Origin of the sequence: Streptomyces lomondensis (assembly GCF_014651035.1) — a bacterium.
In the GTDB taxonomy this organism is placed as follows: Bacteria; Actinomycetota; Actinomycetes; order Streptomycetales; family Streptomycetaceae; genus Streptomyces; species Streptomyces lomondensis.
In genome coordinates this window covers 936019-961573 of the sequence record NZ_BMWC01000001.1, presented here as the reverse complement: position 1 = coordinate 961573, position 25555 = coordinate 936019, and the positions used below count along the sequence as shown (strand labels likewise).

Annotated in this window: 26 protein-coding genes, 1 other RNA gene and 1 pseudogene; 16 read left to right on the top strand and 12 right to left on the bottom strand. The window is 73.0% G+C overall.

Going from position 1 to position 25555, the window contains the following annotated elements; all coding sequences use genetic code 11:
• Positions 1-53: 53 nt before the first annotated feature.
• Positions 54-203, bottom strand: coding sequence for a hypothetical protein (locus IE255_RS04240; RefSeq protein ID WP_190048725.1), 150 nt, complete (start codon positions 201-203; stop codon positions 54-56).
• A gap of 112 nt (positions 204-315) precedes the next feature.
• On the bottom strand, positions 316-1014 hold the full coding sequence (locus IE255_RS04235; protein ID WP_190048724.1) for a TetR/AcrR family transcriptional regulator: 699 nt from the start codon (positions 1012-1014) through the stop codon (positions 316-318).
• Between the two features lie 142 nt (positions 1015-1156).
• On the opposite strand from IE255_RS04235, the gene IE255_RS04230 reads away from it, so the two are divergent.
• The 4 genes from IE255_RS04230 (at position 1157) to IE255_RS04215 (ending at position 3718) form a co-directional block, all read left to right on the top strand.
• Positions 1157-2092, top strand: a complete 936-nt coding sequence (locus IE255_RS04230) for an NADP-dependent oxidoreductase (RefSeq protein ID WP_190048723.1) — start codon at positions 1157-1159, stop codon at positions 2090-2092.
• A gap of 42 nt (positions 2093-2134) precedes the next feature.
• Positions 2135-2809 carry an SDR family NAD(P)-dependent oxidoreductase gene (locus tag IE255_RS04225; RefSeq protein ID WP_190048722.1) on the top strand — a complete coding sequence of 225 codons (675 nt, stop codon included), beginning with the start codon at positions 2135-2137 and terminating at the stop codon, positions 2807-2809.
• Between the two features lie 100 nt (positions 2810-2909).
• Positions 2910-3281, top strand: coding sequence for a DoxX family protein (locus IE255_RS04220; protein ID WP_190048721.1), 372 nt, complete (start codon positions 2910-2912; stop codon positions 3279-3281).
• A 95-nt stretch (positions 3282-3376) separates the two neighbouring features.
• On the top strand, positions 3377-3718 hold the full coding sequence (locus tag IE255_RS04215) for an LLM class flavin-dependent oxidoreductase (protein ID WP_190048720.1): 342 nt from the start codon (positions 3377-3379) through the stop codon (positions 3716-3718).
• A 340-nt stretch (positions 3719-4058) separates the two neighbouring features.
• On the opposite strand, the gene rnpB is transcribed toward IE255_RS04215, so the two are convergent.
• The 3 genes and pseudogenes from rnpB to IE255_RS04200 form a co-directional block, all read right to left on the bottom strand.
• Positions 4059-4463, bottom strand: an RNA gene (gene rnpB, locus IE255_RS04210) — RNase P RNA component class A.
• Positions 4464-4578: 115 nt separating this feature from the next.
• A pseudogene (locus tag IE255_RS40305) lies at positions 4579-5325 on the bottom strand (DMT family transporter); the annotation flags it as partial.
• A 52-nt stretch (positions 5326-5377) separates the two neighbouring features.
• Positions 5378-6217, bottom strand: coding sequence for an AraC family transcriptional regulator (locus IE255_RS04200; RefSeq protein WP_190048719.1), 840 nt, complete (start codon positions 6215-6217; stop codon positions 5378-5380).
• 161 nt (positions 6218-6378) lie between these two features.
• Between IE255_RS04200 and IE255_RS04195 the strand changes: the two genes are divergently transcribed.
• The 4 genes from IE255_RS04195 (at position 6379) to eda (ending at position 9257) form a co-directional block, all read left to right on the top strand.
• A complete protein-coding gene (locus tag IE255_RS04195) occupies positions 6379-7134 on the top strand; it encodes a MerR family transcriptional regulator (protein ID WP_190048718.1) in 756 nt (251 codons plus the stop codon).
• On the top strand, positions 7131-7703 hold the full coding sequence (locus IE255_RS04190; protein ID WP_190048717.1) for a hypothetical protein: 573 nt from the start codon (positions 7131-7133) through the stop codon (positions 7701-7703). Before IE255_RS04195 ends, IE255_RS04190 begins: the two co-directional genes overlap by 4 nt.
• A 43-nt stretch (positions 7704-7746) precedes the next feature.
• Positions 7747-8529 (top strand): peroxide stress protein YaaA, encoded by a 783-nt coding sequence (gene yaaA / locus IE255_RS04185; protein WP_190048716.1) that lies wholly within the window; start codon positions 7747-7749, stop codon positions 8527-8529.
• 77 nt (positions 8530-8606) lie between these two features.
• Positions 8607-9257, top strand: a complete 651-nt coding sequence (eda, locus tag IE255_RS04180; RefSeq protein WP_190048715.1) for a bifunctional 4-hydroxy-2-oxoglutarate aldolase/2-dehydro-3-deoxy-phosphogluconate aldolase — start codon at positions 8607-8609, stop codon at positions 9255-9257.
• On the opposite strand, the gene IE255_RS04175 is transcribed toward eda, so the two are convergent.
• From IE255_RS04175 to IE255_RS04165, 3 genes are read right to left on the bottom strand one after another with little or no spacing between them, the layout of a single operon-like run.
• Positions 9232-10635 carry a bifunctional RNase H/acid phosphatase gene (locus IE255_RS04175; RefSeq protein ID WP_190048714.1) on the bottom strand — a complete coding sequence of 468 codons (1404 nt, stop codon included), beginning with the start codon at positions 10633-10635 and terminating at the stop codon, positions 9232-9234. The genes eda and IE255_RS04175 overlap by 26 nt on opposite strands.
• A gap of 18 nt (positions 10636-10653) precedes the next feature.
• Positions 10654-11397, bottom strand: a complete 744-nt coding sequence (locus tag IE255_RS04170; RefSeq protein ID WP_190049348.1) for a zinc ribbon domain-containing protein — start codon at positions 11395-11397, stop codon at positions 10654-10656.
• The gene (locus IE255_RS04165) at positions 11394-12233 is read right to left on the bottom strand and encodes a Nif3-like dinuclear metal center hexameric protein (RefSeq protein ID WP_190048713.1); all 840 of its coding nucleotides are present in this window, start codon (positions 12231-12233) and stop codon (positions 11394-11396) included. Before IE255_RS04165 ends, IE255_RS04170 begins: the two co-directional genes overlap by 4 nt.
• 198 nt (positions 12234-12431) lie before the next feature.
• Between IE255_RS04165 and IE255_RS04160 the strand changes: the two genes are divergently transcribed.
• Together IE255_RS04160 and IE255_RS04155 are read left to right on the top strand one after the other, a co-directional pair.
• Positions 12432-13721: a hypothetical protein gene (locus tag IE255_RS04160; protein WP_190048712.1), complete on the top strand. Its 1290-nt coding sequence runs from the start codon at positions 12432-12434 to the stop codon at positions 13719-13721.
• Positions 13722-13770: 49 nt separating this feature from the next.
• On the top strand, positions 13771-13935 hold the full coding sequence (locus tag IE255_RS04155) for a hypothetical protein (protein WP_190048711.1): 165 nt from the start codon (positions 13771-13773) through the stop codon (positions 13933-13935).
• Positions 13936-14003: 68 nt separating this feature from the next.
• Here the strand turns inward: IE255_RS04155 and IE255_RS04150 are convergent, their stop codons facing one another.
• The 3 genes from IE255_RS04150 to chsH3 are packed head-to-tail and all read right to left on the bottom strand — an operon-like array spanning position 14004 to position 16920.
• Positions 14004-14942 (bottom strand): 3-oxoacyl-ACP reductase, encoded by a 939-nt coding sequence (locus IE255_RS04150; RefSeq protein WP_190048710.1) that lies wholly within the window; start codon positions 14940-14942, stop codon positions 14004-14006.
• A gap of 11 nt (positions 14943-14953) precedes the next feature.
• On the bottom strand, positions 14954-16030 hold the full coding sequence (locus IE255_RS04145) for a Zn-dependent alcohol dehydrogenase (protein ID WP_190048709.1): 1077 nt from the start codon (positions 16028-16030) through the stop codon (positions 14954-14956).
• 32 nt (positions 16031-16062) lie between these two features.
• Positions 16063-16920, bottom strand: a complete 858-nt coding sequence (chsH3, locus tag IE255_RS04140; protein ID WP_190048708.1) for an enoyl-CoA hydratase ChsH3 — start codon at positions 16918-16920, stop codon at positions 16063-16065.
• A 243-nt stretch (positions 16921-17163) separates the two neighbouring features.
• Between chsH3 and IE255_RS04135 the strand changes: the two genes are divergently transcribed.
• The 5 genes from IE255_RS04135 to IE255_RS04115 all read left to right on the top strand — a co-directional run bounded on the left by IE255_RS04135 (position 17164) and on the right by IE255_RS04115 (position 22075).
• Positions 17164-18066 carry an ABC transporter ATP-binding protein gene (locus IE255_RS04135; protein ID WP_190048707.1) on the top strand — a complete coding sequence of 301 codons (903 nt, stop codon included), beginning with the start codon at positions 17164-17166 and terminating at the stop codon, positions 18064-18066.
• A complete protein-coding gene (locus IE255_RS04130) occupies positions 18063-18779 on the top strand; it encodes an ABC transporter permease (protein ID WP_190048706.1) in 717 nt (238 codons plus the stop codon). Before IE255_RS04135 ends, IE255_RS04130 begins: the two co-directional genes overlap by 4 nt.
• Before the next feature lie 14 nt (positions 18780-18793).
• Complete coding sequence (locus IE255_RS04125) at positions 18794-20170, top strand: sensor histidine kinase (protein ID WP_190048705.1); 1377 nt, start codon at positions 18794-18796, stop codon at positions 20168-20170.
• A gap of 76 nt (positions 20171-20246) precedes the next feature.
• Positions 20247-21461 (top strand): polysaccharide pyruvyl transferase family protein, encoded by a 1215-nt coding sequence (locus IE255_RS04120; RefSeq protein WP_190048704.1) that lies wholly within the window; start codon positions 20247-20249, stop codon positions 21459-21461.
• Positions 21458-22075 carry a response regulator transcription factor gene (locus IE255_RS04115; RefSeq protein ID WP_190048703.1) on the top strand — a complete coding sequence of 206 codons (618 nt, stop codon included), beginning with the start codon at positions 21458-21460 and terminating at the stop codon, positions 22073-22075. The genes IE255_RS04120 and IE255_RS04115 overlap by 4 nt, the downstream gene beginning before the upstream one ends.
• Positions 22076-22125: 50 nt before the next feature.
• Here IE255_RS04115 and IE255_RS04110 read toward each other — a convergent pair whose 3' ends face one another.
• Positions 22126-23559 (bottom strand): MFS transporter, encoded by a 1434-nt coding sequence (locus IE255_RS04110; RefSeq protein WP_190048702.1) that lies wholly within the window; start codon positions 23557-23559, stop codon positions 22126-22128.
• 176 nt (positions 23560-23735) lie between these two features.
• On the opposite strand from IE255_RS04110, the gene IE255_RS04105 reads away from it, so the two are divergent.
• Positions 23736-25475 (top strand): MFS transporter, encoded by a 1740-nt coding sequence (locus IE255_RS04105; RefSeq protein WP_190048701.1) that lies wholly within the window; start codon positions 23736-23738, stop codon positions 25473-25475.
• Positions 25476-25555 lie beyond the last annotated feature (80 nt).

The following is a 25555-nucleotide window of genomic DNA, read 5'->3' as shown; positions in this document are numbered from 1 at the left end:
CCCCCCCCCCCCCCCCCCCCCCGGGTTCCCGGTCGCTCAGGTCAAGTTGACGGTCATGGCCGGGGCCGGAGTGCCCGCCCCGGCCGGCACAGCCGGGGAAATCTCTCCATGTCGTCGCGCCGCACCTTCTCGGACATGAAACGCATCCGGGGGCCGGGCAGCAGCACGGAGAGCAGGGCGAACGGCAGGCCCTTCATGGTCATGGTGACGGCTCGGCCTCCTCTGCGCAGCATCCGGTGGTACTGACGCGCGGAGCCTCCGTGGCAGTCCACGAGCGCGTCGAACTCCGCTGCCAGGGCGCCGGGACGTGGCCCTTCAGTCCTTCTTCCCTGGTTCCGGCGAGGCGGAGCACGCCTGACTCGCACGGAGCATGGCCTTATAGAGGGCGCGGGGCTCGGGCGGGTCGGGCAGGGGGCCGCGGGCGGGGGCCTCGAAGGACTGGAGCATCAGGGCGACGACGCGTTTCCAGGCGTCGGGAGCGGCGTCGCCGGTGGCGTTGACGACGCCGGCAGTGGCCATGTGCACCAGCACCAGGTCCTCGGGGCTGAAGTCCTCACGCAGACGTCCTGCGGCCTTGGCGCGGTCGATGAGCTGGACGACGCCCTCGTACGCCTGGTCTCGGCGCTCCTCCAGAGCCTTGGCCGTGGGGAAGGTCATGGTCAGTACGTCGGCGAAGCCGTAATCGGCGGCCTGCATCGCGCAGGCGGTTTCGATGAACCCCGCGAGACCGCGCCAGGGATCGGGGTCGTCGAGGGCGACGCCGACCGCGTCGACGTAGGCGTCCATACGGTCGGCGAAGACCGCGGCGACCAGTTCCTCCTTTGTCGGGAACCGGCGGAACAGGGTGGCGATGCCCACCCCCGCCTCGCGGGCCACGGAAGCCATGGAGGCATGCAGGCCGTCACGCCTGAACACCGTGCGCGCGGCGTCGACGATCCGCGCACGGTTGCGCTCGGCATCGCTGCGCAGAGGTTGTGCGGCAGGGTCATCGCTGGATCGGGCGCCAAGGTTCATGACACTCAGTCTACCGAATCGGAATGGCCTATCCAGTTTCAGTGTTATCGTGGACACCGCGAACCGGACAGGCCTTTCCGGATCAAGAACCGGATATCCCTTTCCGAATCGAGCGATACCGATGCCAAGGAGTTGATGATCAGTGCGCGCTGTGACATTGGCGCAGGTGCCCGGCAGCCCCGAGGTGACCGAGGTGGAGGTGCCCCGCCCGGAGGCCGGTGAGGTGCTGGTGAAGGTGGCCGCGTCCTCGGTGAACGGGTTCGATCTGGGCACGGTGGCCGGATACCTGCAGGGCATGATGGAGCACCGCTTCCCGCTGATCCCCGGCAAGGACTTCGCCGGCACCGTCGAGGCGGTCGGTGAGGGTGTCGAGGGTTTCGCGGTCGGCGACGCCGTGTTCGGCGTGGTCACCAAGGCGCACCTGGGCACCGGTTCGATGGCGCAGTACGTCGCCGTTCCCGCTGCCATCGGCATCGCCCACCGGCCCGAGGGGGTCTTGGTGCGTGACGCCGGCGCGCTCGGGCCGGCGGGCACCGCCGCCTTCGACGGTCTCGCCCTGCTCGGCCCGCTGGAGGGCAGGACGGTGCTGATCTCCGGTGCCACCGGCGGAGTGGGTGCGATCGCCGTGCAGCTGGCCGCTGCCCGGGGCGCGAGGGTGATCGCCACGGCCAAGTCGGGTTCCGAGAGCGGCTTCGTCTCGGCGCTGACCGACGCCGAGGTGACCGTCATCGACTACACCCAGGACATGACCGCGCAGGTCCGGGCGATCGCCCCCGACGGCGTGGACGCGGTGCTGCACCTCGCCGGCGACCTGGCCGAGCTCACCGCGCTGACCCGCGACGGCGGCGCCGTCGCCTCCGCCCTCACCGTCCCCGAGGCCTCGGAGGACCGCAAGCTGCAGACCGCCATGATCCAGTCCAACCCGACCGCCGACACCCTGTCCACCCTCGCCGGGCAGGTCGCCTCCGGCGCCCTCAAGGTGTCGGTGAACTCCGAGTTCGACCTCGAGCGTGCCCCCGAGGCGTTCGCCGCGTTCGGCGTCGGCGCCCTCGGCGAGATCGCGATCACCGTCGCCTGACCAGTCCGTATCCCAGACGCTCCCCCCCGAAAGGACTTCACCGTGCCCAGCATCGCCATCGTCGGAGCCGGCCCCGGAATGGGCCTCGCCATCGCCCGCACCTTCGGCTCGCGCGGCTACGACGTCGCTCTCATCGCCCGCAACCGCGCCAAGCTCGACGACCTCGTCGCCCGGCTCACCGCCGAGGGCATCACTGCCGCCGCGTTCCCGGCGGACGTGCGCGACCACGACGCGCTGACCCAGGCCCTCAAGGACGCCGCCACCCGCTTCGGCGGCATCGACGTCCTGGAGCACTCCCCCGCTCCCAGCATCAGCTCCGTGACCCTCACCTCCCCGTCCCAGACCAGCCCGTCCGATGTGCAGGGATGGATCGACTTCCTGCTCTACAGCGCCATCACCGCCACCCAGGCCGTCCTGCCCGCGATGCGTGAGGCCGGCGCGGGCACCCTGCTCTTCACCAACGGCGCCGGCTCGGTCGACCCCATCCCAATGCTCGGCAACGTCAACCCCGCTCAGGCGGCGCTTCGCAACTGGGTGCTCAACCTGCACAAAGAGCTGGCCGGCACCGGTATCCAGGCCGCGCACGTCGCCATCGGCGTGTGGATCGGCGCGGGCGGCCCTCCCGAAATCCCGACCGCCGAGGCCGAGGAGATCGCCCCTCTCTACTGGGACCTGCACACCCAGCGCGACGAAGCCGAGCGCGTCTTCACCGTCTGACGCCTCCCGGCGCTCCCCCGTTGAATCCTGATCCGCTCAATCCTCATCCGCCGCGGCGATCCCCGCCGCGGCGCGACCGAAGAAGAAGGTCTCCGCTCCGATGAACGGGTTCCTGTGGATCCTGCAGGGCGTCCTCGCTGCACTGTTCGCGGCCGCCGGCGTCACCAAGTCCACCCAGCCCCGCGAAAAGCTCATATCCCAGCTGCCGTGGGTCAGTGACGTCTCGACACCCGTGGTGCGTCTGATCGGCGTCGCCGAACTCGCCGGCGCCCTCGGGCTGATCCTTCCGGGTGCTTTCGACATCGCCACCGTGCTCACCCCGCTGGCCGCCACCGTCCTGGCTGTGATCATGGTCCTGGCCATGGGCCTCCACGCCCGCCGCAAGGAGCCGCAGGCCATCGGGTTCAACGCGATCCTGCTCATCGTCGCCGCGGTCATCATGTGGGGCCGGTTCGGGCCCTACTCCTTCTGAACCCCCAGTCCCCCGCCCCTTCACAGCGGCCCGGCCCGCGACCACGCCGGCCGGGCCGCTCCCTCCCAACCCCTGTCCCCCTATCGGAGACGACCGTGGAACTGGGCATCATCTCCCTGTCCGACCTGCAGACCGACCCCGCCACAGGAAAACTGCACGACCCGGGGCGCCGCACCCGCGAGATCGTCTCCTACGCCATCGCCGCCGACCAGGCCGGCCTGGACGTCTTCGGTCTCGGCGAGCACCACAGCTGGGACTTCGCAGTCGCTAACCCCGCCGTCCCGCTGGCCGCGATCGCCCAGGCCACCAGCCGTATCCGGCTGGCCAGTGCCGTGTCGGTGCTCTCCACCGCCGATCCGGTCCGGCTGCACCAGGATTTCGCGCCGTCTTGGATAGCCCCGTTCATGGGGCTGAGCCTGCGTCCCCCACCTTGTTGAGTAGGGAGCGGAACCCCATGCCTCACATGGCCACCTTCGCCAGGAACCAGTGGTTCCCGGCAGGAGCGGGCAGCGAGACGCTCTCGCCAGTGATCACTTCTGACAGGCTCCACTGCCGGACGCACCATCGGTGATCGACCGATACATCCGGTGCCGAGATGTCCGCCACAGATTCGGCATTGGACCGCACTTGACGCCCGGAATACCGAATATGTCGCACGTGCGGTGGACAGGGACGACAAAACTTGCAGCCCAAATTCGCCCCGGATTCGACCCGGATTCGACCGGCAGTTTGTTCAGCGACTAAACATAGCCTCTGACCTGCGAAAATAAAGAGCGGCAGACGAGTCGGGCTGTACGCCGGGTTCTGTACCCCGGGACCTCGCGGTCGTCGGGGTGACGGCCATCCATCTAGGGCCGGCGTTGCCGTCGGCCTCGTGCGGTCTACCCGCGGACTCGGGCGGGCAGCCCTCGATCGTCCGCGCAGAAACACCGGGGTGTTTCCTCTTGACCTTGCTCCGGGTGGGGTTTACCTAGCTGCCCAGGTCACCCTGGGCACTGGTGGTCTCTTACACCGCCGTTTCACCCTTACCGAGGACCGAGGTCCCCGGCGGTCTGTTTTCTGTGGCACTGTCCCGCGGGTCACCCCGGGTGGCTGTTAGCCACCACCCTGCCCTGTGGAGCCCGGACGTTCCTCGGGAAGCTCCCCGTCAGGGGGACTCCACGCGGCCGTCCGCCCGGCTCGTCTGCCGTGTCGACCATGGTACCCGGCGTGGCACCGGCCCCGGCGCCGCCGCCGTGGCCAGGACCGAGCCGGCCAGGATCAGGGCGAAGGCGGCCAGCACGGTCGGCGTCAGGCGCTCGTCGAGGAAGACGGCCCCCGCCGCCACCGCTACCGCCGGGTTGACGTACGTGATGACCGAGGCGCGCGTCGGGCCGGCCTCCTTGATCAGTTCCAGGAAGGCCACGAAGGCGATGGCCGTGCAGACGACGCCGAGGGCCGCCAGGGCGGTAAGGGTCTCGGGCGAGGGCAGGGCCGCGGGGCGGGAGGCGACGGCCGCGGGGGCGTAGACCAGGGCGGCCAGCGCCAGGCAGGGGGTGATGAGGTGCAGGGTCGGGACGTCCTTGAGGTGGCGGGCGGCGATCAGGGGGGCCGTGGCGTAGCCGACGACCGTCAGCAGGACCTCCGCCAGCGAGAAGGCGTCGCCGCCGGTCAGGTGCGGGACCGTGAGGACCCCGACTCCGGCCAGGCCCAGCGCCAGGCCCGTGAGGCGGCGGGCGCCGAGCGACTCCGCCGCGCCGAAGAAGCGGGAGACGAGGACCGCGACGATCGGTACGCCTGCGATCAGCAGGCCCGCTGTGGAGCTGGAGAGGTGGCGTTCGGCGTCGGTCAGGGTGTACCAGGGGCCGACGATCTCGATGACCGCGAACGCCAGCATCGGCTTCCAGTGCGTCCGCACCGTGCGGACCAGGCCCGGTTGGCGCAGGGCGAAGGGGAGGAGGAGGGCGGCGCCGAGCGCGCAGCGGGCGAACACCACCGCCGACGGGGACAGTTCGTCCACCGCCACCTTGATCAGCAGATAAGGGACGCCCCAGACCACTCCCATCAGGGAGAACAGGAACCAGCCGCGTGCAGTCATGCGGCGAGTCTCGGCCGCCTCACCCTCCGGTGTCTTGAACGCTGTTGCGGTACGCCGCCGGGGTCACGCCCAGCACCCGGCGGAACCAGCGGGTGAGGTGCGCCTGGTCGGCGAAGCCGACGAGGCCGGCGACCTCGGCGGGGCGCAGGCCGCTCTCCAGCAGCCCGCGGGCCCTGGCCACCCGGTGCTGGGCGAGCCAGGCGTACGGCGGCACGCCCATGGCCGTGCGGAAGGCGCGCAGGAGCTGGTAGCGGGAGAGGCCCAGGTCGGTGGCGAGGTCGGCCAGGGACGGGGGTTCCAGTAGCTCGTCCGCGAGACGGTCGCGTACGGTCCTGGCGATGTGGCCGGCGCCGGGCGTGGTGTCGTCACTCGCCCGGGCCGTGGAGTGGCGGCGGGCCAGGGCCGTGAGCAGCCAGGGCAGGCGGGACTCGGCCTCCAAGGGGTCGGGACAGGCACTGATGTCGGTGTGGGCGGCGCGCAGGGCGGCGGCGAGTTCCGGATCGTGCAGGACGGGGTCGGGGAAGTGCGGGAGCCCGCCGAGGGTGCCGTCGCCGAGCAGGGCGGGTTCGGCGTAGAGGGCCTGGTAGGCGTACCCGTCGGAGGCGGCCGGACCGCCGGTGTGCATCTCGCCCGGCTCCAGGACGACGATCGAGCCGGGGTGGGAGTGGATGCGCCCGCCCCGGTAGGCGATGACCTCCGACCCGCCGACGGTGACCCCGATGGTGAATTCGTCGTGGGCGTGGGGCGCGTAGACGTGCTGGTCGAAGCGGGCGGTCAGCAGGTCGAGCGGCTGACCGCAACGCCCCAGGCGTGCCCTGGTCCAGCGGGTCTGCTCTCGTGTCCGCCCGTGTGCGCTCACTCATACCCCCGGCTCACAGGGGATCAGAGGAAGTCCGCGGTGTCCAGGTCGAAGGAGAAGGGTTCCGGGAGACTGAGCGGTTTGCCGTCGGTGAGAGCGCGGACCTTCCCTCGATCGAGCTCGCTTGACCCCGCCGCAACGTCAACGTCTTCACTGGTGGCATGCGGATCGGAGAACTCGCCGCGGTCGTCGGCGTCACCACGCGGGCCGTGCGGCACTACCACCATCTGGGGCTGCTGCCCGAGCCGGAGCGGCGGGCCAACGGCTATCGGGAGTACAGGCTGCGGCACGCTGTCGTGCTGGCGCGGATCAGGCGGCTGACCGAGCTGGGGCTCGGGCTCGCCGAGGTGCGGGACGTGCTCGCGGACGACGCCGGGAAGGACCTCGTCGAGGTGCTGACCGAGCTGGACGAGGATCTGGCGCGGCAGGAGGAGGCCCTCCGGGAGCGGCGGGCGCGGCTGCGCGCGCTGCTGGAGGCGGAGGGCGGGCTGCCGGCCGAGGGGCCCGTGTCGCCGGAGCTGGCCGCCCTGTTCGCCGGGACCACGCATCTCACCGATTCCCCCATGGCAGCCAAGGACCGCGAGATCATCGCCTTCCTGGAGACCGCCATGCCGGACGAGGCGCGGGAGCGGATGGTGGCGTCGATCGGGGAGGCGCTGGGGAGTCCGGGGGCCGTGGCGCGGGCGGGTGAGGCGTACGCGCTGCTCGACGCGCTTGCCGACGCCGAGCCGGACAATCCGCGCGTCGAGGAGGCGGCCCGGGTGCTCGCCGGCTGCATTCCCCCGGGGCTGTTCCCGGAGGTCGGGGAGCTCGACCAGGACGACAACTTCCTGCGCGCGTTCTACGACGACCTGGCCCCGGCACAGGCGGAGGCGATCCGCCGTACGCTGCGGATCCTCGCCGAGGAGCGGCGATGAGGATCGCGTGGCTGCTGGTCCGGCACGAGGTGCGGGTGCTGGTGAGTCTCGTGCTGTGGGTGTCGCGGCGTACGCACGGCACGAAGGGCGGGCGGGCCTTCGGGTACGCGCGGGGGCAGGGCGCGGTGATGGCCGGGTTCGCGTTCGTGTGCGTGGTCGAGACGGTGGCGTTGTCCGTGCTGCTGCGGGACTTCCCGACCGTGCACGCGGTGTTCCTCTTCCTGGACGTGTACGGCGTCGTCATCGTCGTCGGGCTGCACGCCTCGTCCGTCGTACGGCCGCATGTACTGGAGGACGGCTCGCTGCGGATCCGGAGGTACGTCCATGTCGATCTGCGTGTTCCGCTGGAACGGATCGCCTCGGTGCGGCGCGAGCTGCGGATGACGCACGAGCGGACCGACGGCGAGCTGGACGTCGAGGTCGGTTCGCAGACCACCGTCACGCTCGAACTCACCGAGCCGGTCACCCACGTCACCTTCTTCGGCCGGCGCCGCGAGGTACGGCTCGTCCGCTTCCACGCCGACGACGCCGACGGCCTGGTCCGCGCCCTCGGCCGGGCGCGCGTCTGAGGCCCCCGTACGCTGTCGGCGGAGTTCGATCGAAGGAGTACGCGTGCTTGTCCTGCTGCCGCCGTCCGAGGGCAAGGCCTCTTCCGGCCGCGGTGCCCCGCTGAACCTGGAGTCGCTGTCGCTGCCGGGGCTGACCGCCGCCCGGGAGGCCGTCCTCAGCGAGCTGGTCGAGCTGTGCGCGGGCGACGAGGACAAGGCGCGCGAGGTGCTCGGGCTGAGCGAGGGGCTGCGGGGCGAGGTCGCCAAGAACGCGGAGCTGCGGTCGGCGGGCGCGCGCCCGGCCGGGGAGATCTACACCGGCGTGCTGTACGACGCCCTCGGTCTGGCGTCCCTCGACACGGCCGCCAAGCGGCGGGCCGCGCGGTCGCTGCTGGTGTTCTCCGGGCTGTGGGGTGCCGTGCGGGTGACGGACCGGATTCCGTCCTACCGGTGCTCCATGGGCGTGAGGCTGCCGGGGCTCGGTGCGCTGGGCGGGCACTGGCGTACGCCGATGGCGTCGGTGCTGCCCGAGGCGGCCGGGGGCGGACTGGTGCTGGACCTGCGGTCGGCCGCGTACGCCGCCGCCTGGAAGCCGAAGGGCGAGGTCGCCGGGCGGACGGCGACCGTGCGGGTGCTGCATGCGCCGACCCGGAAGGTCGTCAGCCACTTCAACAAGGCGACGAAGGGGCGGATCGTGCGGAGCCTGCTGACGGCCGGGGCGGCCCCGGGGTCGCCGGCCGAGCTGGTGGAGGCGCTCCGGGACCTCGGATACGTCGTGGAGGCGGCGGCGCCCGTGAAGGCGGGGCAGGCCTGGTCGCTGGACGTGCTGGTGGACGAGGTGCACTAGCGCCACGCGCGTGCCCAGCATTGCATCCTGCGCAACGTGCTTTGCACAGGATGATGGACCGACGGCAGGATGAGGCCATGGCCTCCTCTCCCCTGCCCGCCTCGGTGCTGGACCTCGCGCCCGTCGTCCCCGTCGTCGTCATCGACGACGCCGCCGACGCCGTACCGCTGGCGCGGGCGCTGGTCGCGGGCGGGCTGCCCGCGATCGAGGTGACGTTGCGGACGTCCGCGGCCCTGGAGGCGATCCGGGAGATCGCCGGGCAGGTGCCCGGCGCTGTGGTCGGCGCGGGGACGGTGATCAGCCCCGAGCAGGTCACGCGGGCGGTGGCCGCGGGCGCCCGGTTCCTGGTCAGTCCCGGCTGGACGGACGGCCTGCTGGAGGCGATGCGGGGGTCGGGCGTGCCGTTCCTGCCGGGGGTGTCGACGGCGTCCGAGGTGGTGGCGCTGCTGGAGCGCGGGGTGCGGGAGATGAAGTTCTTCCCGGCGCAGGCCGCGGGCGGCACGGCGTATCTGAAGTCGCTGGCGGGGCCGCTCCCCCAGGCGCGTTTCTGCCCCACGGGCGGGATCGGGCCGGCCTCTGTCGCGGACTATCTGGCGCTGCCCAACGTCGGCTGTGTGGGCGGGAGCTGGATGCTGCCGGGGGACGCGGTGGCGGGCCGCGACTGGGGGCGTGTCGAGGCGCTGGCCCGTGACGCGGCGGCGCTCAGCGCAGGTGGGACGTGTCGTTGAGGAGGCGGACGCTGGCGTTGCCGTCCGCGTAGTACGCCACGACCGACAGGGACGCGGCGGACAGTTCCATGCGGAACAGGGACTCCGGCGGTGCGCCGAGGGCGAGCCGGACGAGCGTCTTGATCGGGGTCACGTGCGTGACGAGCAGGACCGTGCGGCCCGCGTACGCCGCGATCAGCTTGTCGCGGGTGGCGGCGATCCGGGTGGCGGTCGCCGCGAAGCTCTCGCCGCCGCCGGTGGGTTCGGCGTCCGGGGAGGCCAGCCAGGCGTTCAGGTCGTCCGGGTGGCGCTCGCGCACCTCGGCGAAGGTGAGGCCCTCCCAGGCCCCGAAGTCGGTCTCGCGCAGCCCGTCCTCGATGCTCACGTCGAGCCCGAGCCGGGCGGCGACGATCCCGGCGGTCTCCCGCGTACGGGCCAGGGGCGACGACACGACGGCCTGGATCGTGCCCCGCCGGGCCAGCAGCGCGGCGGCCCGTTCGGCCTGCTCCCGGCCGGCGTCGGAGAGGGCGGGGTCGCTGCCGCCGCTGCCGGAGAACCGCTTCTGCGGGGTGAGCGGCGTCTCCCCGTGCCGGAGCAGCACGAAGGTGGCGGGGGCGCCCATGTCGGCGGGGGCCCAGCCGGGGCTGGCCACGGCTTTGGCGGCACGGGTGTCGGCTTCGGCCTTGGCAGTGTGGGCGTCGGCGTCTGCGTTTGCGGTGCGGGTGTTGGCGTCAGCCCCCGCCGTCCCGACCTGTGCCTGTACGGCTTCGCCGCCCGGCGAATTCGTCGCTCCGTGGACCGAAGGAGGTGCGGCATCCGAAGCCGCCGACGCGCGTCCCTCCGCCAGAGCTCCACGCACCCGCGCCGCGCCCGCCGCCGCGTCGCCGGGCGGCTCGCCCGGCGGAGAAGCGATCGAACCCCCTACAGCCCCGTCCGCCTCCGCAGCCGTGTCCAGCTCGGCCGTCGACGCCGACTCCGACCACTGCTCCCCCCTGGCCCCGGCATCCATCGCCTCGTTGGCCAGCCGGTCCGCGTGCTTGTTGCGCTCCCGGGGGATCCACTCGTACGTCACCCGGCCCGGCGGGAAGACCCGGGCCGCCTGGGACGCCAGCGGCTTCATGTCGGGGTGCTTGATCTTCCAGCGGCCCGACATCTGCTCGATGACGAGCTTGGAGTCCATCCGGACGTGGACCGTCGCGGCCGGGTCCAGCTCGTGGGCGGCGCGCAGGCCGGCGAGGAGGCCCCGGTACTCGGCGACGTTGTTCGTGGCGACGCCGATGTACTCGGCGGCCTCCCGCAGGGTCTCCCCCGTCGCCGCGTCGCTCACCACGGCGCCGTAGCCCGCGGGCCCCGGGTTGCCCCGCGACCCGCCGTCGGCCTCGACGATGAACTCCCGCACCGCAACGGCCCCCGCGACCTAGAGACCGGACTCGGACGTGCGCACCAGGATCCGGCGGCAGTTCTCGCAGCGGATGACCGTGTCGGGCGCCGCGTTGCGGATCTCGTTCAGCTCCGTGATGGCGAGCTCCTGCCGGCAGCCCTGGCAGCTGCGCGCGTACAGCTTCGCCGCGCCGATGCCGCCCTGCTGCTCGCGCAGCTTCTCGTACAGCTTGAGCAGGTCGGCGGGGACCGACCCGGCGATGACCTCGCGCTCCTTGGAGACCGTGGCGGCCTCGCCGTCGATCTCCTCGACGGCCGCGTCGCGGCGCGCGGTCGCGTCGTCGATCTTCGCCTGCACGGAGGCGACCCGCTCGGTCAGCTCGGCCACCCGCTCCTGCGCGGACTCCCGGCGCTCCATGACCTCCAGCACCACGTCCTCCAGATCGCCCTGCCGCCTGGCGAGGGAGGCGATCTCGCGCTGGAGGTTCTCCAGGTCCTTGGGGGAGGTGACGGCGCCGGAGTCCAGACGCTGCTGGTCGCGGGTGGCGCGCTGGCGCACCTGGTCCACGTCCTGCTCGGCCTTGGTCTGCTCGCGGGCGCAGTCGCTCTCCTCGGTCTGCGCGGCCACGAGCAGGTCGCGCAGCTGGGTGTGGTCCTTGGTCAGCGACTCAATCTCGGCGTGCTCGGGCAGCGACTTCCGCTTGTGCGCGAGCTGCTGGAGGCGGACGTCGAGGGCCTGGACGTCGAGGAGTCGGATCTGGTCGGCGGGCGCGGCGTTCAGTTGGGGGCTCCAGGTGACGGGGAGTGGCTGGTCCAGGGGTCGGTGACCGTCTTCGAGACGTGGACGCGCAGGTCCCATCCGTGCCGGTCGGAGATCTCGTCGAGCTGGCTCGCGGCCAGCTCGCACCAGGGCCACTCGGTGGCCCAGTGCGCCGCGTCGAGCAGCGCGAGGGGGCTGTGGGCGCGGGCCTCCGACACGGGGTGGTGGCGCAGGTCCGCGGTGAGGAAGGCGTCGACGCCCGCCGCGCGTACGTGGTCGAAGAGGCTGTCGCCGGAGCCGCCGCTGACGGCGACCGTACGGACGACCGCCTCGGGGTCGCCGGCGACCCGGACGCCCTGCGCGGTGGCGGGCAGCCGCTCGGCGGCGCGGGCGGCGAACTCGCGCACGGTCAGCGGATGGTCCAGGGCGCAGACCCGGCCCAGGCCCCGGCGCCCCTCGGGGTCGGCGGGGTCGGGCACGAGCGGCCCGGTGACCCGGAGGTCCAGGGCGCCCGCGAGGGCGTCGGAGACACCGGGGTCGGCGGTGTCGGCGTTGGTGTGGGCGACGTGCAGCGCGATGTCGTTCTTGATGAGGGTGTGCACGACGCGGCCCTTGAAGTGCGTCGCCGCGACGGTCGTCGTGCCGCGCAGATAGAGCGGGTGGTGGGTGACGAGCAGGTCGGCGCCCAGTTTCACCGCCTCGTCGACGATCTCCTGGACCGGGTCGACGGCGAACAGGACCCGCGTGACCTCCTGGTCCGGGTCGCCCACGACGGTGCCGACCGCGTCCCAGGACTCGGCCCGCTCGGCGGGCCACAGGTTCTCCAGCGCGGCGATGACTTCAGACAGACGGGGCACGGGTGCAAGGCTACCCGCCTGATCTGTGGCGTTGAACCGCCGCCGCCCGCTCCGGGCCCCCTTCGCCCCGCTCAGCACAATCGCCCCCTTTCCCTCAGGCGAATCGTTCCTGGAACACCCTTATGTGTGAAGCCGGTGCTCACGGATTCCCCGCCCGCGCGCGCGAAAACTACGTTCGTCACTGGAGGTGACCGAACGATGACTGCCTGTGCGATCGAGCCTTCGGCGGGACACGAGGACGGGGCGGCGCCGGCAGGCTGCACGCTCACCGTGGACGGTGCCTACGCCGCACGCCTCGCGTCCGCGGGCGACTCCTGGTTCCCGGAGCGCTGGACCCTGGACGGCCCGGAGCCCTACGCGGTGCCCCTGCCCCGCAACCAGCCGGAGGAGCCCGGCACCGAGGTGCAGCCGATGGGGGACGGGCGGGTCCTCATCCACCGGCTGGTGGCCCGGCGGCACGCCTTCTCCCTGCTGTACCCGACCGGGCCCGGCACCGGTGAGCTGCCCCTGGGCGCGGTCGAGTGCCCGGACGACTCCGCGCGGCTGCGGCTGCTGCCGCCCGCTCCCGGCGGCGAGAAGGCGTACGCCCTCGCCGTCGGTCCGCGGTCGACGTCGGTGTGGCTGGTGGCGGGCGGCGCCTTCGGGCCCGAGCGGCTGGCCGAGCTGCCCGGCCGCTGCTCGGGCGGGGTCTGGCTGGACCGTACGGCACGGCTGCTGGCCCTGGACCGGGAGACCGGCGGCCGCACCAAGGCCGTCGTGGTGGACCTGGAGCGCGGCGGCGAGGTGTCGCCGCTGCTCCAGATCGCCGCCGACAGCGACGACCGGCTGCTGCTCGCCGACCACGACAGCGGACTGCTGATCGTCCGCTCGGACGCGCCCTCGCCCGGGCAGGACCGGCTGGGCTGGGGTGTGCTGGGCAGCACCCTGCCGGTGCGGTTCCCGGAGTGCCTGCGGCTGCGGGACTGCTCCGTCACGCCGTTCGCGATCCAGCCGGGGCAGATGCTGACGCCGGAGAGCTGCGCGGTGGCGCTGCGGGTCGACGGGCCGGCCGGCAGCTGGATCGGCGTGTGGCGGCCGACCGAGCGGCGGGTGCACCATCTCCCGGCGCCGGAGGGGTGGTTGGCGGGCAGCGGCCTGTGGACGGCGGACGGGGTGCTGCGCCTGCCGTACGCGACGGAGGCCGTGCCGTGCGGTGTGGCCCAGGTGAGCCCGCCCCCGGCCGCCGAGCCGGAGCCCGAGTCCGAGTCCGGTGGCACGCCGCATCCGGAGACCGACGTGCGGACCGCCGCCGCACCGCCCGAGCCGGGGCAGCACTCCCCAGAAGCGGCGCGCCCGGCTCCGGAAACCGCCGGGGGTCACGCGCAGCCCGCGGCACCGGCCTCCGCCCCCCGCCCGGTGCCCCTTCAGCAGGCGCCGTTGGGACGCCTTGTAACGAACCCGTGCCGGTTGGCGTGGCCGTCTGGATCCGATGTCAGGGGTGCCGGTTAAACTCACCCGGCTGTAAAAAAGATCATGTTGACGGGGTGAATTCCATCCGATGAGCGACGCCAGCACGAACCAGCCGCGCAATGACGTCCAGGAGATCTCCGCCGGCCACGGCCGGCACCGTGGTCAGGTCTCCACGCAGGACAGCGAGACGGCTCCGCGCGGACGCCACCGCAAGCCGGTGGCGGAGACCGAGCAAGCCGGGACTGCGGCCTGACGGCACGTCAGTCACCAGACGGCGAACGGCCCTTCCCGCCACAAGCGGGAAGGGCCGTTCCATGTCGTTCACCCGCGTTTCAGCCCCAGCACCTCCGCCGCCGCGAACGTCTCCCCCGGCCGGTCCGCGTAGTACGGCCCGAGGACGGCGTCCAGCTCGTCGTACGTGAAGGTGTCCTGCTTGCTGTCGAACTTGGCGGCGACCCGGGGCCGTTCGACGACGGCCACCATGCCGCCGTGCACCACGAGGAGCTGCCCGGTCACCCGGGCGGCGGCGGGCGAGGCCAGATAGCCGACGAGGGGCGCGACGTGCTCGGGGGCGAGCGGGTCGAGGCCGCCTTCGGAGGGCCGCTCGACACCCGCGAAGACGTCCTCGGTCATCCGGGTGCGGGCGCGCGGGCAGATGGCGTTGGCCGTCACGCCGTACCTGCCGAGGGCGAGGGCGGTGGAGGTGGTGAGGCCGACGATGCCGCCCTTGGCCGCCGCGTAGTTGGGCTGCCCGGCGGAACCGGCGAGGAACGCCTCCGAGGAGGTGTTCACGATCCGCCCGTACACCGGCTCCCCGGCCCGCTTGGACCGCTCCCGCCAGTGGGCGGCGGCGAACCGGGTGGTGTTGAAGTGCCCCTTGAGGTGCACCCGGAGCACGGCGTCCCACTCCTCCTCGGCCATCGAGAACACCATCCGGTCGCGCAGGATGCCCGCGTTGTTGACGAGGATGTCGAGCTTGCCGAACTCGGTGACGGCCAGTTCGACCAGCTCCCGGGCCTGCTCGAAGTCGGAGACGTCGCCGGTGTGGGCGAGGGCGGCCCCGCCGACTGCCCGGATCTCGGCGGCGACCTCCTCGGCGGGCCCGGCCGAGGCCTCGCCGCTGCCGTCGCGGCCTGGCTGCCCGTAGTCGTTGACGACCACGGCGGCGCCCAGCCGGGCGAGTTCCAGCGCCTCGGCGCGGCCGAGCCCGCGGCCCGCGCCGGTGACGATCGCGGACAGTCCCTCCAGCGGCAGCGGCATGGCGTCCGTCCTCACATCTCGATGCAGGTGCGCAGGGCGGTCCCGGTCCGCATCTGGTCCAGGGCCTCGTTGACGTCGGCGAACGGGACCCGGTGGGTGATCAGGCCCGCCAGGTCGATCCGTCCGGCCCGCCACAGGGCGATGGTGCGCTCGTAGGAGCGCAGGACGTCCCCGCCGCCGTACATGGACGGCAGGATCCGCTTCTCGTCGAAGAACAGCTCGAACATGTTGAGCTGGAGGAAGTCGTCCATGGCGCCGGCGCCGACCACGACGAGGGTGCCGCCGCGCCGGGTGCTGTCGTACGCGGTGCGGGCCGTGGCGGACCTGCCGACGACCTCGAAGACGTGGTCGAAGCCCTCGCCGCCGGTGATCTGCTGTTTGGCGTCGGGCAGTTCGTCGGGCGAGACCGCTTTCGTGGCCCCGAACCGCAGGGCGGCTTCACGCCGGGAGACGACCGGATCGACGGCGACGATCTCGGCGGCGCCCTTCAGCCGGGCGCCCTGGATCACGGAGATGCCCACGCCGCCGCACCCGATGACCGCCACCGACGAACCGGCCTCCAGGTCGGCCGTGTTGAGCGCGGCGCCCAGCCCGGTCGTCACGCCGCAGCCGATGAGGGCGGCGATGTCGAAGGGCACGTCGTCGGGTATCGGCACCGCGCAGCCGGCGTCGACGACGACCTCCTCGGTGAAGGTGCCGGTGCCGGCCATGCCGAAGACGTCCCCGCCGGGGCGCTTGAAGTTGGGGGTGCCGGCGTTCATGAACCCGGCGAGGCACAGCTCGGTCTGGCCGCGCTTGCAGGCGGGACAGGCCCCGCAGGCGGGCAGCCAGCACACGACGACCCGGTCACCGGCCGTCAAGTGGCCGACACCTTCGCCGACTTCGAGGATCTCCCCCGCCCCCTCGTGCCCGGGCACGAACGGCGCGGGCTGCGGCAGCACCCCGCTCATCGCGGACAGGTCCGAGTGGCACAGCCCCGTGGCGCGCACCCGGATCCGCACCTTGCCGGGTCCGAACCCCACCGCCTCGACGTCGTCGAGGACCTCCAGCTTGTCCTGGCCGATCTCGTGCAGTACGGCTGCGCGCATGGTGCGGGCTCCCCTCGTACGGCGTCTGGGAATCAGGTGTGTTCGACGATGGTGTCGGCGAGGACGGGCGCGTCGTCCCGCTCCACGGCGCTCACGGCGACGCGTACGGAGCCCTCCCCGGACCACATGCGGATGCGCAGCGTCTCCCCCGGGTACACGACCCCGGCGAACCGGGTGGCGTACGACCGCACCCGGGTCACGTCCCCGCCGAGCAGCGTGTCGACGACGGCCTTGAGGGTCATGCCGTAGGTGCACAGGCCGTGCAGGATGGGCCGCTCGAAGCCGGCGAGCTTGGCGAACTCCGGGTCGGCGTGCAGCGGGTTCCAGTCGCCGGAGAGGCGGTAGAGCAGGGCCTGGTCCTCGCGGACGTGCCGCTCGACGACCCGGTCCGGTGCACCGGCGGGCGGTTCGGGCCGGCCGGCGGGCCCTCGGTCGCCGCCCCAGCCGCCCTCGCCCCGCACGTAGATCTGCGCGTCGTTGGTCCACAACGGCCCCTCGGCGTCGGCCACTTCGGTGCGCATGACGAGGACGGCCGCCTTGCCCTTGTCGTACACGGCGGCGATGCGCCCGGTGGCGGTCGCGCGGCCCTCGGCGGGGAGAGGGCGGTGGATCCGAAGGCTCTGGCCGCCGTGCAGGACCCGGGCGAGGTCGACGTCGACGCCGGGCATGGACAGGCCGCTGATCACCCCGGGTTTCCCGGCGCCGGCGACGGTGGCGAAGCTCGGCAGGACGTGCAGCCGGGACTCCAGGGTGTAGCGCAGCTCGTCGGGGTCGGTGGCGGGGCTGCCCGCGCCGATGCCGAGGTGGTAGAGCTGCACGTCCTTGTGATCCCAGGAGATCTCACCGGTCCGGGGTTCGGCGGCGAGCGCCTTGGCTGCGTCGATGGGCATGGGGCTCCTGATCGCCGTGAGGGAAGACCTCGGTACGGCCGTCCGCACCGTCGGCCGCACCGAGGCCGTCTGGGACCGAACTGGAACGCGTTCCAGTCCTGCGCCCTCTGTATAGCCCAGCCCCCCATAGTTGTGAAGGCTCCTGACGTCGAGTCAGATCGGTCGGGGGATGACATTTGTCCTGCCGGATTCCGTACAAGCGCATCTGCCGGGCGGCCCCGGCCGGTCCGTAGCGTCCCTGCCATGACCACACGGACCCAGACGGCCGTGTCCTTCACGGGCACGGTCAAGACCTACGGCGAGGTGCGCGCCGTGGACGGCGTCGATCTCGGCATCGCACCGGGCGGGACGGTCGCCCTGCTCGGCCGGAACGGCGCGGGCAAGTCCACCACGATCTCCCTGCTGCTCGGCCTGACCGAGCCGGACTCGGGCACGGTGGAGCTGTTCGGCGGGCCGCCGGAGGCGTCCGTGCGCGCCGGGCGGGTCGGGGCGATGCTCCAGGAGGCCCGGGCGGTCTCCCGGGTGACGGTGGGGGAACTGGTCGCGTTCGTGGCCGGCCGCTATCCGGCCCCGCTGCCGGTCGCGGAGGCCCTGGAGCTGGCGGGGATCGCCGGGCTGGCGGGACGCCGGGTGGACCGCCTCTCCGGCGGCCAGGCGCAGCGCGTACGGCTCGCGGTCGCGCTCGCCGGGAACCCGGCGCTCCTGGTCCTGGACGAGCCCACCGCCGCCCTGGACGTGGAGGCCCGCCACGCCTTCTGGACCTCGATGCGCGGCTACGCCCGCCGGGGCCACACCGTGCTGTTCTCCACCCACTACCTGGAGGAGGCCGACGCGCACGCCGACCGGATCCTCGTCATCGACCGGGGCCGGATCGTCGCCGACGGCACGGGGGACGACCTGCGGCGGTCGGCGGGCGGCAGCCTGGTCTCCTTCGACCTGGCGGGCGAGGCCCCCGAGGCGCTGTCCCTGCTGCCCGGTGTGCGGGCTGTGGAGGTGCGCGAGGGCCGGGCCCGGCTGCGCACCGACGACTCCGACGCCACCGTGCTCGCCCTGGCCGGTCTGGGCGCGGTGCGGGCGCTGGAGGTCGCGCCGGCTTCGCTGGACGACGCGTTCCTGGCCCTGACCGACCCGGAGCCGGTGCGATGAGGGACTACCTGCGGCTGGAGGTCCGCCGCACACTGCGCGACCCGGGGTTCGTGGTCGGCGGGATCGCGATGCCGGTGCTGATGTACCTGCTGTTCACCAACCTCGGCCAGGACGAGAGCGGCTGGCGGACCGGCGGGATGGTCGGCATGGCCGCCTACGGGGCGCTCGGCTCGGCGCTCAACACCGGTGGCGGGGTCGCCGAGGACCGGGCGACCGGCTGGCTGCGGCAGCTGCGGGTGACCCCGATGACACCCCGCCAGGTGGTGGTCGGCCGGGCCCTGACCGGCACGGTCACGGTCCTGCCCGCGATCGTCGCCGTCCTGGCGGCCGGCGGTCTGCTGAACGGCGTACGGCTGGCCGCCTGGCAGTGGGCGGGGATCGCGGCGCTGCTGTGGCTCGGCTCGGTCCCCTTCACGCTGCTCGGCCTCGGCAACGGCTACCGGCTGTCCGGGCAGACCACGGGCGTGGCGAACATGCTCTGCGGGCTGGGTCTGGCGGTGCTGGGCGGGCTGTGGTTCCCGGTGACGCTGTTCCCGCACTGGCTGCGCGCCCTGTCCCGGTACACGCCGGCCAACCGCTTCGCCCAGCTCGGCGGATCGGTCGCCACGGGCCACGCGCCGGCGCCGGGCGCCGTCGCCGTGCTGATCGGCTGGCTGCTGGTGTTCGGCTCGTACGCTGTCCTGTCGTACCGCCGCGGCGCGGCGAACCTCTGATCGGGGACGGGGACATGTCCTGGAGAGACAAGGTCGGGTGCCGGGCCGAGGCGATACGGGCGGCCGCCCGGCAGGGCGGGGAGCGGCGGCGCCATCACCTGGCGGGCCGGCGGGGCGGCGAGCTGCCCGCGCACCCGGGTCCGCCGCCCAGCGGCGTCACCCTGCTGCCGTGGCTGCTGCTGGGGATGGGCGCGTGCTCCAACCTCGTCCAGGGCCACACGCCGAACCCGTGGATCGGCGGCCTGGGCCTGCTGACCTTCAACACCCTCTACATCTATGTGGCGTTGCGCTCGTTCCACAAGGAGAAGCGCGAGGCCCGCTCGACCCGGGTGGCGCTCGGGCTGCTGACGGCCGTGACGTGCGCGCTCGCCGCCGGGTACGGCGACAACTGGTTGCTGTTCTTCCCCCTGCTCGGCCTCGCGACGGGCGCGGCCCTGCGCCTGTCGCACCTGCGGCCGGCCGGGACGGCGGTGGCGGTGCTGGCCGGTGCGGTGGCCTGCTTCCACGACGGCTGGGGCGGCCTGGACATCGCGTACGCCACCTGGATCTCGACGATGGTGACGGCCGCGATCATGCGCCTGTCCGAGGCGGTGCGCGAGTTGCGCGCCGCGCGGGAGGCGCTGGCCCGCCGGGCGGTCGAGAAGGAACGGCTGCGCTTCTCCCGCGATCTGCACGACCTGCTCGGGCACACGATGTCGGTGATCGTCGTGAAGTCGGAGGCGGCCCGCCGGCTGGCCGCCCGCGACCTGGACGCGGCGCTGGCCCAGATCACGGACATCGAGGCCGTGGGCCGCCAGGCCCTGACGGAGATCCGGGAGGCCGTGACCGGCTACCGGCAGGGCAGCCTCGCCGCGGAACTCGACCGGGCGCACTCGGTGCTGACGGCGGCGGGCATCACGCTCGCCGTCACCCGCTGCGACCCCCCGCCCGGGCCGCAGACCGAGGCGCTGCTGGGCTGGGTGGTCCGGGAGGCGGTCACCAACGTCGTACGGCACAGCGGGGCGGACCGCTGCGAGATCACGCTGTCGGGTGCCGGGGAGCGGGTACGGCTGACGGTGGCCGACGACGGGGCCGGTGCGGTCACCGGGGGCGGGGCAGCCACCGACGGCGGGGCAGCCACCGACGGCAGGACGGCCACCGGCGCCGGGGCGGTCACCGGCGGCACCGGGCTGACCGGTCTGGCGGAGCGTCTCGCGGCGGCGGGCGGCTCGCTGACGGCCGGGCCGCGGGCCAGGGGCGGGTTCGCGGTGACGGCCGAACTCCCGCTCGACGCGGCGGATCCACGGCCGGAGGGGGCGGAAGGTTCGCGCGACGACACCGCCGTGTACGTTGGCCGACGGTCCGCGTCACACGTCGGCGGCGTCGACAACGGTCGGGGCGAAGGGCCCTGACAGGGCCTGACCGGCGCCCTGACAGGGCCTGACCGGCCCTGGGGGAAGCCGACGACGGCTAGGGGAAATGGAGCACATGGCACGCGTCGCCGTCATCACCGCGCCGAACATCGGGTACCGCAACACCGGCATGCTGACCGTCGACTTGGCGTTCGAGTCCCTGCGGCGGCGGATGGGCACCGGGCTCGACGCCACCTGGTACACGCTGCACACGCCGGAGACCGTGCCCCTGCGGGAGTGCGCGCGCGGCACCCGATTCCCGTTCCGTTTCCATCCGCTGGCCGAGCACCTGGACTCGCTCCGCGACCACGACGCGGTCGTCTTCTGGGGCGACTTCCTGCACACCCGGCACTATCTGGCGCAGGACGCGACGAACCGTCTGCTCGACTTCGGCTTCGCCGCCGACCGGGACGCCGCCCGGGGCCTGCTGAACCGGACCCTGCTGTTCGCGGACCAGCCGGACGACCTCCTCGCGCGGACCCTCAGCTACGGCGGGACCATCCTCCACAACACGCAGTCCGACTACGAGGACAAGGAGTACGGCCCCCTGTTCTTCCGCCTGGTGACGCGCAGTCACCGGGTCTGGGTGCGCGACCCGCTCTCCGCGGCCAAGATCGCGCACCTCCGCAAGGACCGTACGACGGACTACTTCGGTTCCGACGCGGCGCTGCTGTCCCGCCCGGGCGACCTCGACCACCTCCCGGCCACGCAGTGGTCCCGGTCGGTCCCCGAGGGCGGTGCGATCGGCGTGTTCCTCGGCGCCCGGACGCCGGTCCCCGACTGGCTGCCGGCCTTCTGCCAGGGCCTGTCCGACCGTCTGGGGGCCCCGCTGGAGTGGCTGCCCTGGTTCAACCGGGACGTCCCGGGCGCCGTCTCCCACATCGCGCGGCGCCCGGGGGACCACACCATCGGCGACCTGCTGGGCGTCCTCCCCCGCTACCGGCTGGTCATCACCGACACGTACCACCTGGCGGTCAACGCGTGGGGCGCCGGCACCCCGGCGGTGTGCGTCGGCGCGCCCGAGCCGACCCCGAAGACGCACGACGACTACCTGACGCTGAGCGATGTGAAGAAGCACGTCTTCCACATGGCGTACGACGCGACGGACTTCTACCTGTCCACCCGGGAAGGGCACGGGCAGGACATCGACCGGCTCGTCCGCCTTCTGGAGGGCGGCGGAGCCGACGCCGTCGCCACCCGCATCCGCGAGCACGCCGACCACTCGGCGGCGGCCTTCACCGAGACGCTGGCCTCGCTGCTCGGCACACCCCGCCCTACCCTGGCCCCGTGACCGACAGACCCGTCCGCGTGCTGCTCGCCGAGGACCAGGGCATGATGCGCGGGGCGCTCGCGCTGCTGCTCGGGATGGAGGACGACATCGAGGTCGTCGCCCAGGTGGCGGCCGGTGACGCGATCCTGGACGCGGCGCTCGCACACCGCCCGAACGTCGCCCTCCTCGACATCGAACTCCCGGGCAGGAGCGGCCTGGAGGCCGCCGCCGACCTGCGCGCCCGGCTGCCCGAGTGCCGGGTGCTGATCCTCACCACCTTCGGCCGCCCCGGCTATCTCCGCCGCGCGATGGAGGCGGGCGCCACCGGCTTCCTGGTGAAGGACGGCCCCGTCGAGGAACTCGCCGCCGCCATCCGCCGCGTGCTGGCCGGCGAGACCGTCGTCGACCCCGCCCTCGCGGCCGCCGCGCTCAGCGCCGGCCCCAACCCCCTCACCGCCCGCGAGAGCGACGCCCTCAAGGCGTCAGCGGACGGCGCGACCGTCGCCGACATCGCCACCCGCCTCCACCTCTCGGAGTCCACTGTCCGCAACTACCTCTCCGCCGCCATCGGCAAGACCGGCACCCGCAACCGCATGGAGGCCCTCCGCGAGGCCCGCCGCCAGGGCTGGCTGTGAACCCCGGCTCCGCGCGGCCGAGACCTCCGCGTCGGTCGGACGAACCGTGCCTAGGGATGCCGCTCCGCCGCCCCGCGCGGCAGCCACACCCACATCAGCAGCAGCCCCGCCCCCAGCACCCCGGTGCCCACCCGGAAGGCCAGGGCGTAGCCCTCCGTCAGGGCCTCCGCGGTGGTGCTCCCGTCCGACCGGGCCGCGGCCATGGTGGAGAGGACGGCCAGGCCGAGTGAACCGCCCATCGTGCGGGAGGTGTTGACGAGGCCGGACACCAGCCCGGCCTCGCCGGGGGGCGCGCCGGACGTGGCCAGGGAGGCGAGCGGGGTTGCCGCCAGGCCCGCGCCGAGCATCATCAGGATGCCGGGGAACAGGATGGCCGTCGCGTAGGAGCCGTCCGGGGTCATCGTGGACTGCCAGGCGAAGCCGGCCACGGCGACCAGCGTCCCCAGCGCCGCCACGGTGCGCGGCCCGGCCCCCCGCATGAGCCGGGGCGCGAGCTTGGAGCCGAGGATGACGGCCAGGGAGCTCGGGACCAGGGCGAGACCGGCCTCCAGCGGGGTGTAGCCCAGGACGTTCTGGGCGTAGAGAGTCATGAAGAACCACATGCAGAACATCGCGGAGCCGCACAGGAACATCGCCACGTTCGCCGAGGAGACCGCGCGCAGGCGCAGCAGCCCGAGCGGCATCAGCGGGCTCGCCGTGCGGGCCTCGACCGCGAGGAACAGCCCGATCAGCACCAGCCCGGCGAGCAGCGGCAGCAGCGCGGCCGGTGCGGTCCAGCCGTCCGCCTCCGTCCGGGAGATGCCGTAGGCCAGGGTGCCGAGCCCGGCCGTCACGAGCAGCGCGCCCGGCAGGTCGAGCCGCCGCCCGTCCCCGGCCCGGCCCTCGGCGAGGAACCAGGCGGCCGCGCACAGCACCACCGCCCCCACGGGCACGTTGATCAGCAGCACCCACCGCCACGACAGCGTCTCCACCAGCAGCCCGCCGACCAGGCCGCCCGCCGCGCCGCCGCCGGCCCCGACCGCCGTCCAGGTCCCTATGGCCCGGGCCCGGGCGGCGCCTTCGGGCACGGACGCCGTGAGGATGGTCAGCGTCGAGGGCGCCAGCACCGCCGCGCCCAGCCCCTGCACGGCCCGCGCGACCAGCAGCTGCCACTCGTCCACAGCCAGGCCGCCGGCCAGCGAGGCGAGGGTGAACAGGCCGAGCCCGACGAGGAACATCCGCTTGCGGCCGTAGAGGTCCCCGGCCCGCCCGCCGAGCAGCATGAACCCGGCGAAGGCGATGGCGTAGGCGTTCACCACCCACTGGAGGCCCTGCTCGCTCAGCCCGAGCCCGGTCCGCATCGACGGCAGCGCCACGTTGACGACGGACACGTCCAGCACCACGAGGAACTGCCCGGCGCACGTGAGGGCGATCACGAGCCAGGTGGGAGGCGCGGTCCGGCGAGGCGTACGGGTCATTTCAGGGGCTTCGAGCATGGGTGTCATGCTCTCAACCACTCCATGCTCCTGGCATCGGGATTTCGACCTAGGGCCACCCGCCCCAAGAGAAGGTCAAGATTTCGTTAGAGTGCCAAAGCAACGGAATAGTTGCCCACGCATACGAGGTTCGCACACCACGTAATCACGCAGTCCCGGAACCCCCCGCCTGGAGGCCCCACTCAATGACGCAGACGACGACAGACCGTCCCGCCGGCAGAGCGAGCGGGGCCGTGATCCCGGTGCTCGCCTTCGCGGGCATCGTTGTCGCGGTGATGCAGACCCTGCTCGTCCCGGTCATCAAGGATCTGCCGCAACTGCTGGACACCGACCCCGGCAACGCCACCTGGGTCCTGACCTCGACCCTCCTCTCGGGCGCGGTGGCCACCCCGATCATGGGCCGCCTCGGCGACCTCTACGGCAAGCGCCGCATGCTGATCCTGAGCCTCGCGGTGATGGTGGCCGGCGCGCTGGTCAGCGCCCTCACCAGCGATCTGCTGCTCATGATCACCGGCCGTACCCTCCAGGGCTTCGCGATGGGCGCGATTCCGCTCGGCATCGGCCTGATGCGCGACATGCTGCCCCGCGAGAAGCTCGGCTCGGCGATGGCCCTGATGAGCTCCTCCATAGGCGTCGGCGGCGGCCTCGCCCTGCCCGCCGCCGCCCTGGTCGCCCAGCACAGCGACTGGCACGCCCTGTTCTACGGCGCCGCCGGCCTCGGCGTCCTCTCGATCGCCCTCACCCTCCTCGTCGTACCGGAGTCCCCGATGCGCGCCGGGGGCTCCTTCGACCTGCCGGGCGCGCTCGGCCTCTCCGCCGGCCTCGTGCTGTTCCTGCTGCCGATCACCAAGGGCAGCGACTGGGGCTGGACTTCCGGCACCACGCTCGGCCTGTTCGCCGCCGCGGCGGTCGTGCTCGTCCTGTGGGGCGTGCTGGAGCTGCGCGTGCGGGCCCCGCTGGTCGACCTGCGCACCACGGCCCGCCCGGCCGTGCTCTTCACCAACCTCGCCTCGATCATGGTCGGCGTCTCCTTCTACGTAGTCTCCCTGGTCCTGCCCCAGCTGCTCCAGCTGCCGAAGTCCACCGGCTACGGCCTCGGCCAGTCGATGGTCGTCGCGGGCCTGCTCGTCGCGCCGCTCGGCCTGACGATGATGTTCACCGCGCCCGTCTACGCCCGGCTGTCCGCCAAGTACGGCCCCAAGGTGACCCTGATCCTCGGCCTGCTGATCATCGCGATCGGCTACGGCGCCGGCCTCGGCCTGATGAGCGCCCCCTGGCAGAGCCTGGTCATCTCGGTCCTCCTGGGCGCGGGCATCGGCCTCGCCTACTCCTCGCTGCCGGCGCTGATCGTCGGCGCGGTCCCGGCCTCGGAGACGGGCGCGGCGAACGGCCTCAACACCCTGATGCGTTCCATCGGTACGTCCGTGTCGAGCGCGGTCATCGGCATGGTGCTGGCCAACACCGCGAACAACGTCGGCGGCGTCGAGATCCCGACGATGCACGGCTTCCGGGTGTCCTTCCTGATCGCGACGGCCGCGGTGGCCGTGGGCCTGCTGCTGGCGCTGTTCCTGCCGGGCCGACGCCCCTCGAACAAGCCGCAGTTGCGCGCCAGCAGGGAGGAGGACGCGGCACTGGAGCGCGCCGAGCAGGTCCTGCGCGGCTTCCGGGGCCGGGTGCTGGCCGCCGACGGCTCCCCGGTCGCCCGGGCCACGGTCACGCTGATCGACCGCCGGGGCCGCCGGGCGGGCGCGACCGTCTCCGCCGAGGACGGCAGCTACGCGCTCACCGTCCCCGTCCAGGGCTCCTACGTCGTGGCCGCCCGCGCCACGGGCCACGGCCCGCTCGCCTCGCCCGCGACCCACGCCGGCGACGACCGGCCGATCGACCTGGACCTGCCGCTGCCGGGAAGGAGGGTCTCCGCCTGACCCCGGCTACTCACCGGTACCCGGTGTCGTCCTCGCGGCAGGGAGTACGGCACCATGGGCGCCCGGAGTGTCGTACGACC

Excerpts from the sequence above, each read along its gene's own strand:
- IE255_RS04240 (WP_190048725.1), bottom strand. The coding sequence starts at position 203 with ATGACCATGAAGGGCCTGCCGTTCGCCCTGCTCTCCGTGCTGCTGCCC.
- IE255_RS04235 (WP_190048724.1), bottom strand. The coding sequence starts at position 1,014 with ATGAACCTTGGCGCCCGATCCAGCGATGACCCTGCCGCACAACCTCTG.
- IE255_RS04220 (WP_190048721.1), top strand. The coding sequence starts at position 2,910 with ATGAACGGGTTCCTGTGGATCCTGCAGGGCGTCCTCGCTGCACTGTTC.
- IE255_RS04195 (WP_190048718.1), top strand. The coding sequence starts at position 6,379 with ATGCGGATCGGAGAACTCGCCGCGGTCGTCGGCGTCACCACGCGGGCC.
- IE255_RS04190 (WP_190048717.1), top strand. The coding sequence starts at position 7,131 with ATGAGGATCGCGTGGCTGCTGGTCCGGCACGAGGTGCGGGTGCTGGTG.
- eda (WP_190048715.1), top strand. The coding sequence starts at position 8,607 with ATGGCCTCCTCTCCCCTGCCCGCCTCGGTGCTGGACCTCGCGCCCGTC.
- IE255_RS04160 (WP_190048712.1), top strand. The coding sequence starts at position 12,432 with ATGACTGCCTGTGCGATCGAGCCTTCGGCGGGACACGAGGACGGGGCG.
- IE255_RS04155 (WP_190048711.1), top strand. The coding sequence starts at position 13,771 with ATGAGCGACGCCAGCACGAACCAGCCGCGCAATGACGTCCAGGAGATC.
- IE255_RS04150 (WP_190048710.1), bottom strand. The coding sequence starts at position 14,942 with ATGCCGCTGCCGCTGGAGGGACTGTCCGCGATCGTCACCGGCGCGGGC.
- IE255_RS04145 (WP_190048709.1), bottom strand. The coding sequence starts at position 16,030 with ATGCGCGCAGCCGTACTGCACGAGATCGGCCAGGACAAGCTGGAGGTC.
- chsH3 (WP_190048708.1), bottom strand. The coding sequence starts at position 16,920 with ATGCCCATCGACGCAGCCAAGGCGCTCGCCGCCGAACCCCGGACCGGT.
- IE255_RS04135 (WP_190048707.1), top strand. The coding sequence starts at position 17,164 with ATGACCACACGGACCCAGACGGCCGTGTCCTTCACGGGCACGGTCAAG.
- IE255_RS04130 (WP_190048706.1), top strand. The coding sequence starts at position 18,063 with ATGAGGGACTACCTGCGGCTGGAGGTCCGCCGCACACTGCGCGACCCG.
- IE255_RS04125 (WP_190048705.1), top strand. The coding sequence starts at position 18,794 with ATGTCCTGGAGAGACAAGGTCGGGTGCCGGGCCGAGGCGATACGGGCG.
- IE255_RS04120 (WP_190048704.1), top strand. The coding sequence starts at position 20,247 with ATGGCACGCGTCGCCGTCATCACCGCGCCGAACATCGGGTACCGCAAC.
- IE255_RS04110 (WP_190048702.1), bottom strand. The coding sequence starts at position 23,559 with ATGACACCCATGCTCGAAGCCCCTGAAATGACCCGTACGCCTCGCCGG.
- IE255_RS04105 (WP_190048701.1), top strand. The coding sequence starts at position 23,736 with ATGACGCAGACGACGACAGACCGTCCCGCCGGCAGAGCGAGCGGGGCC.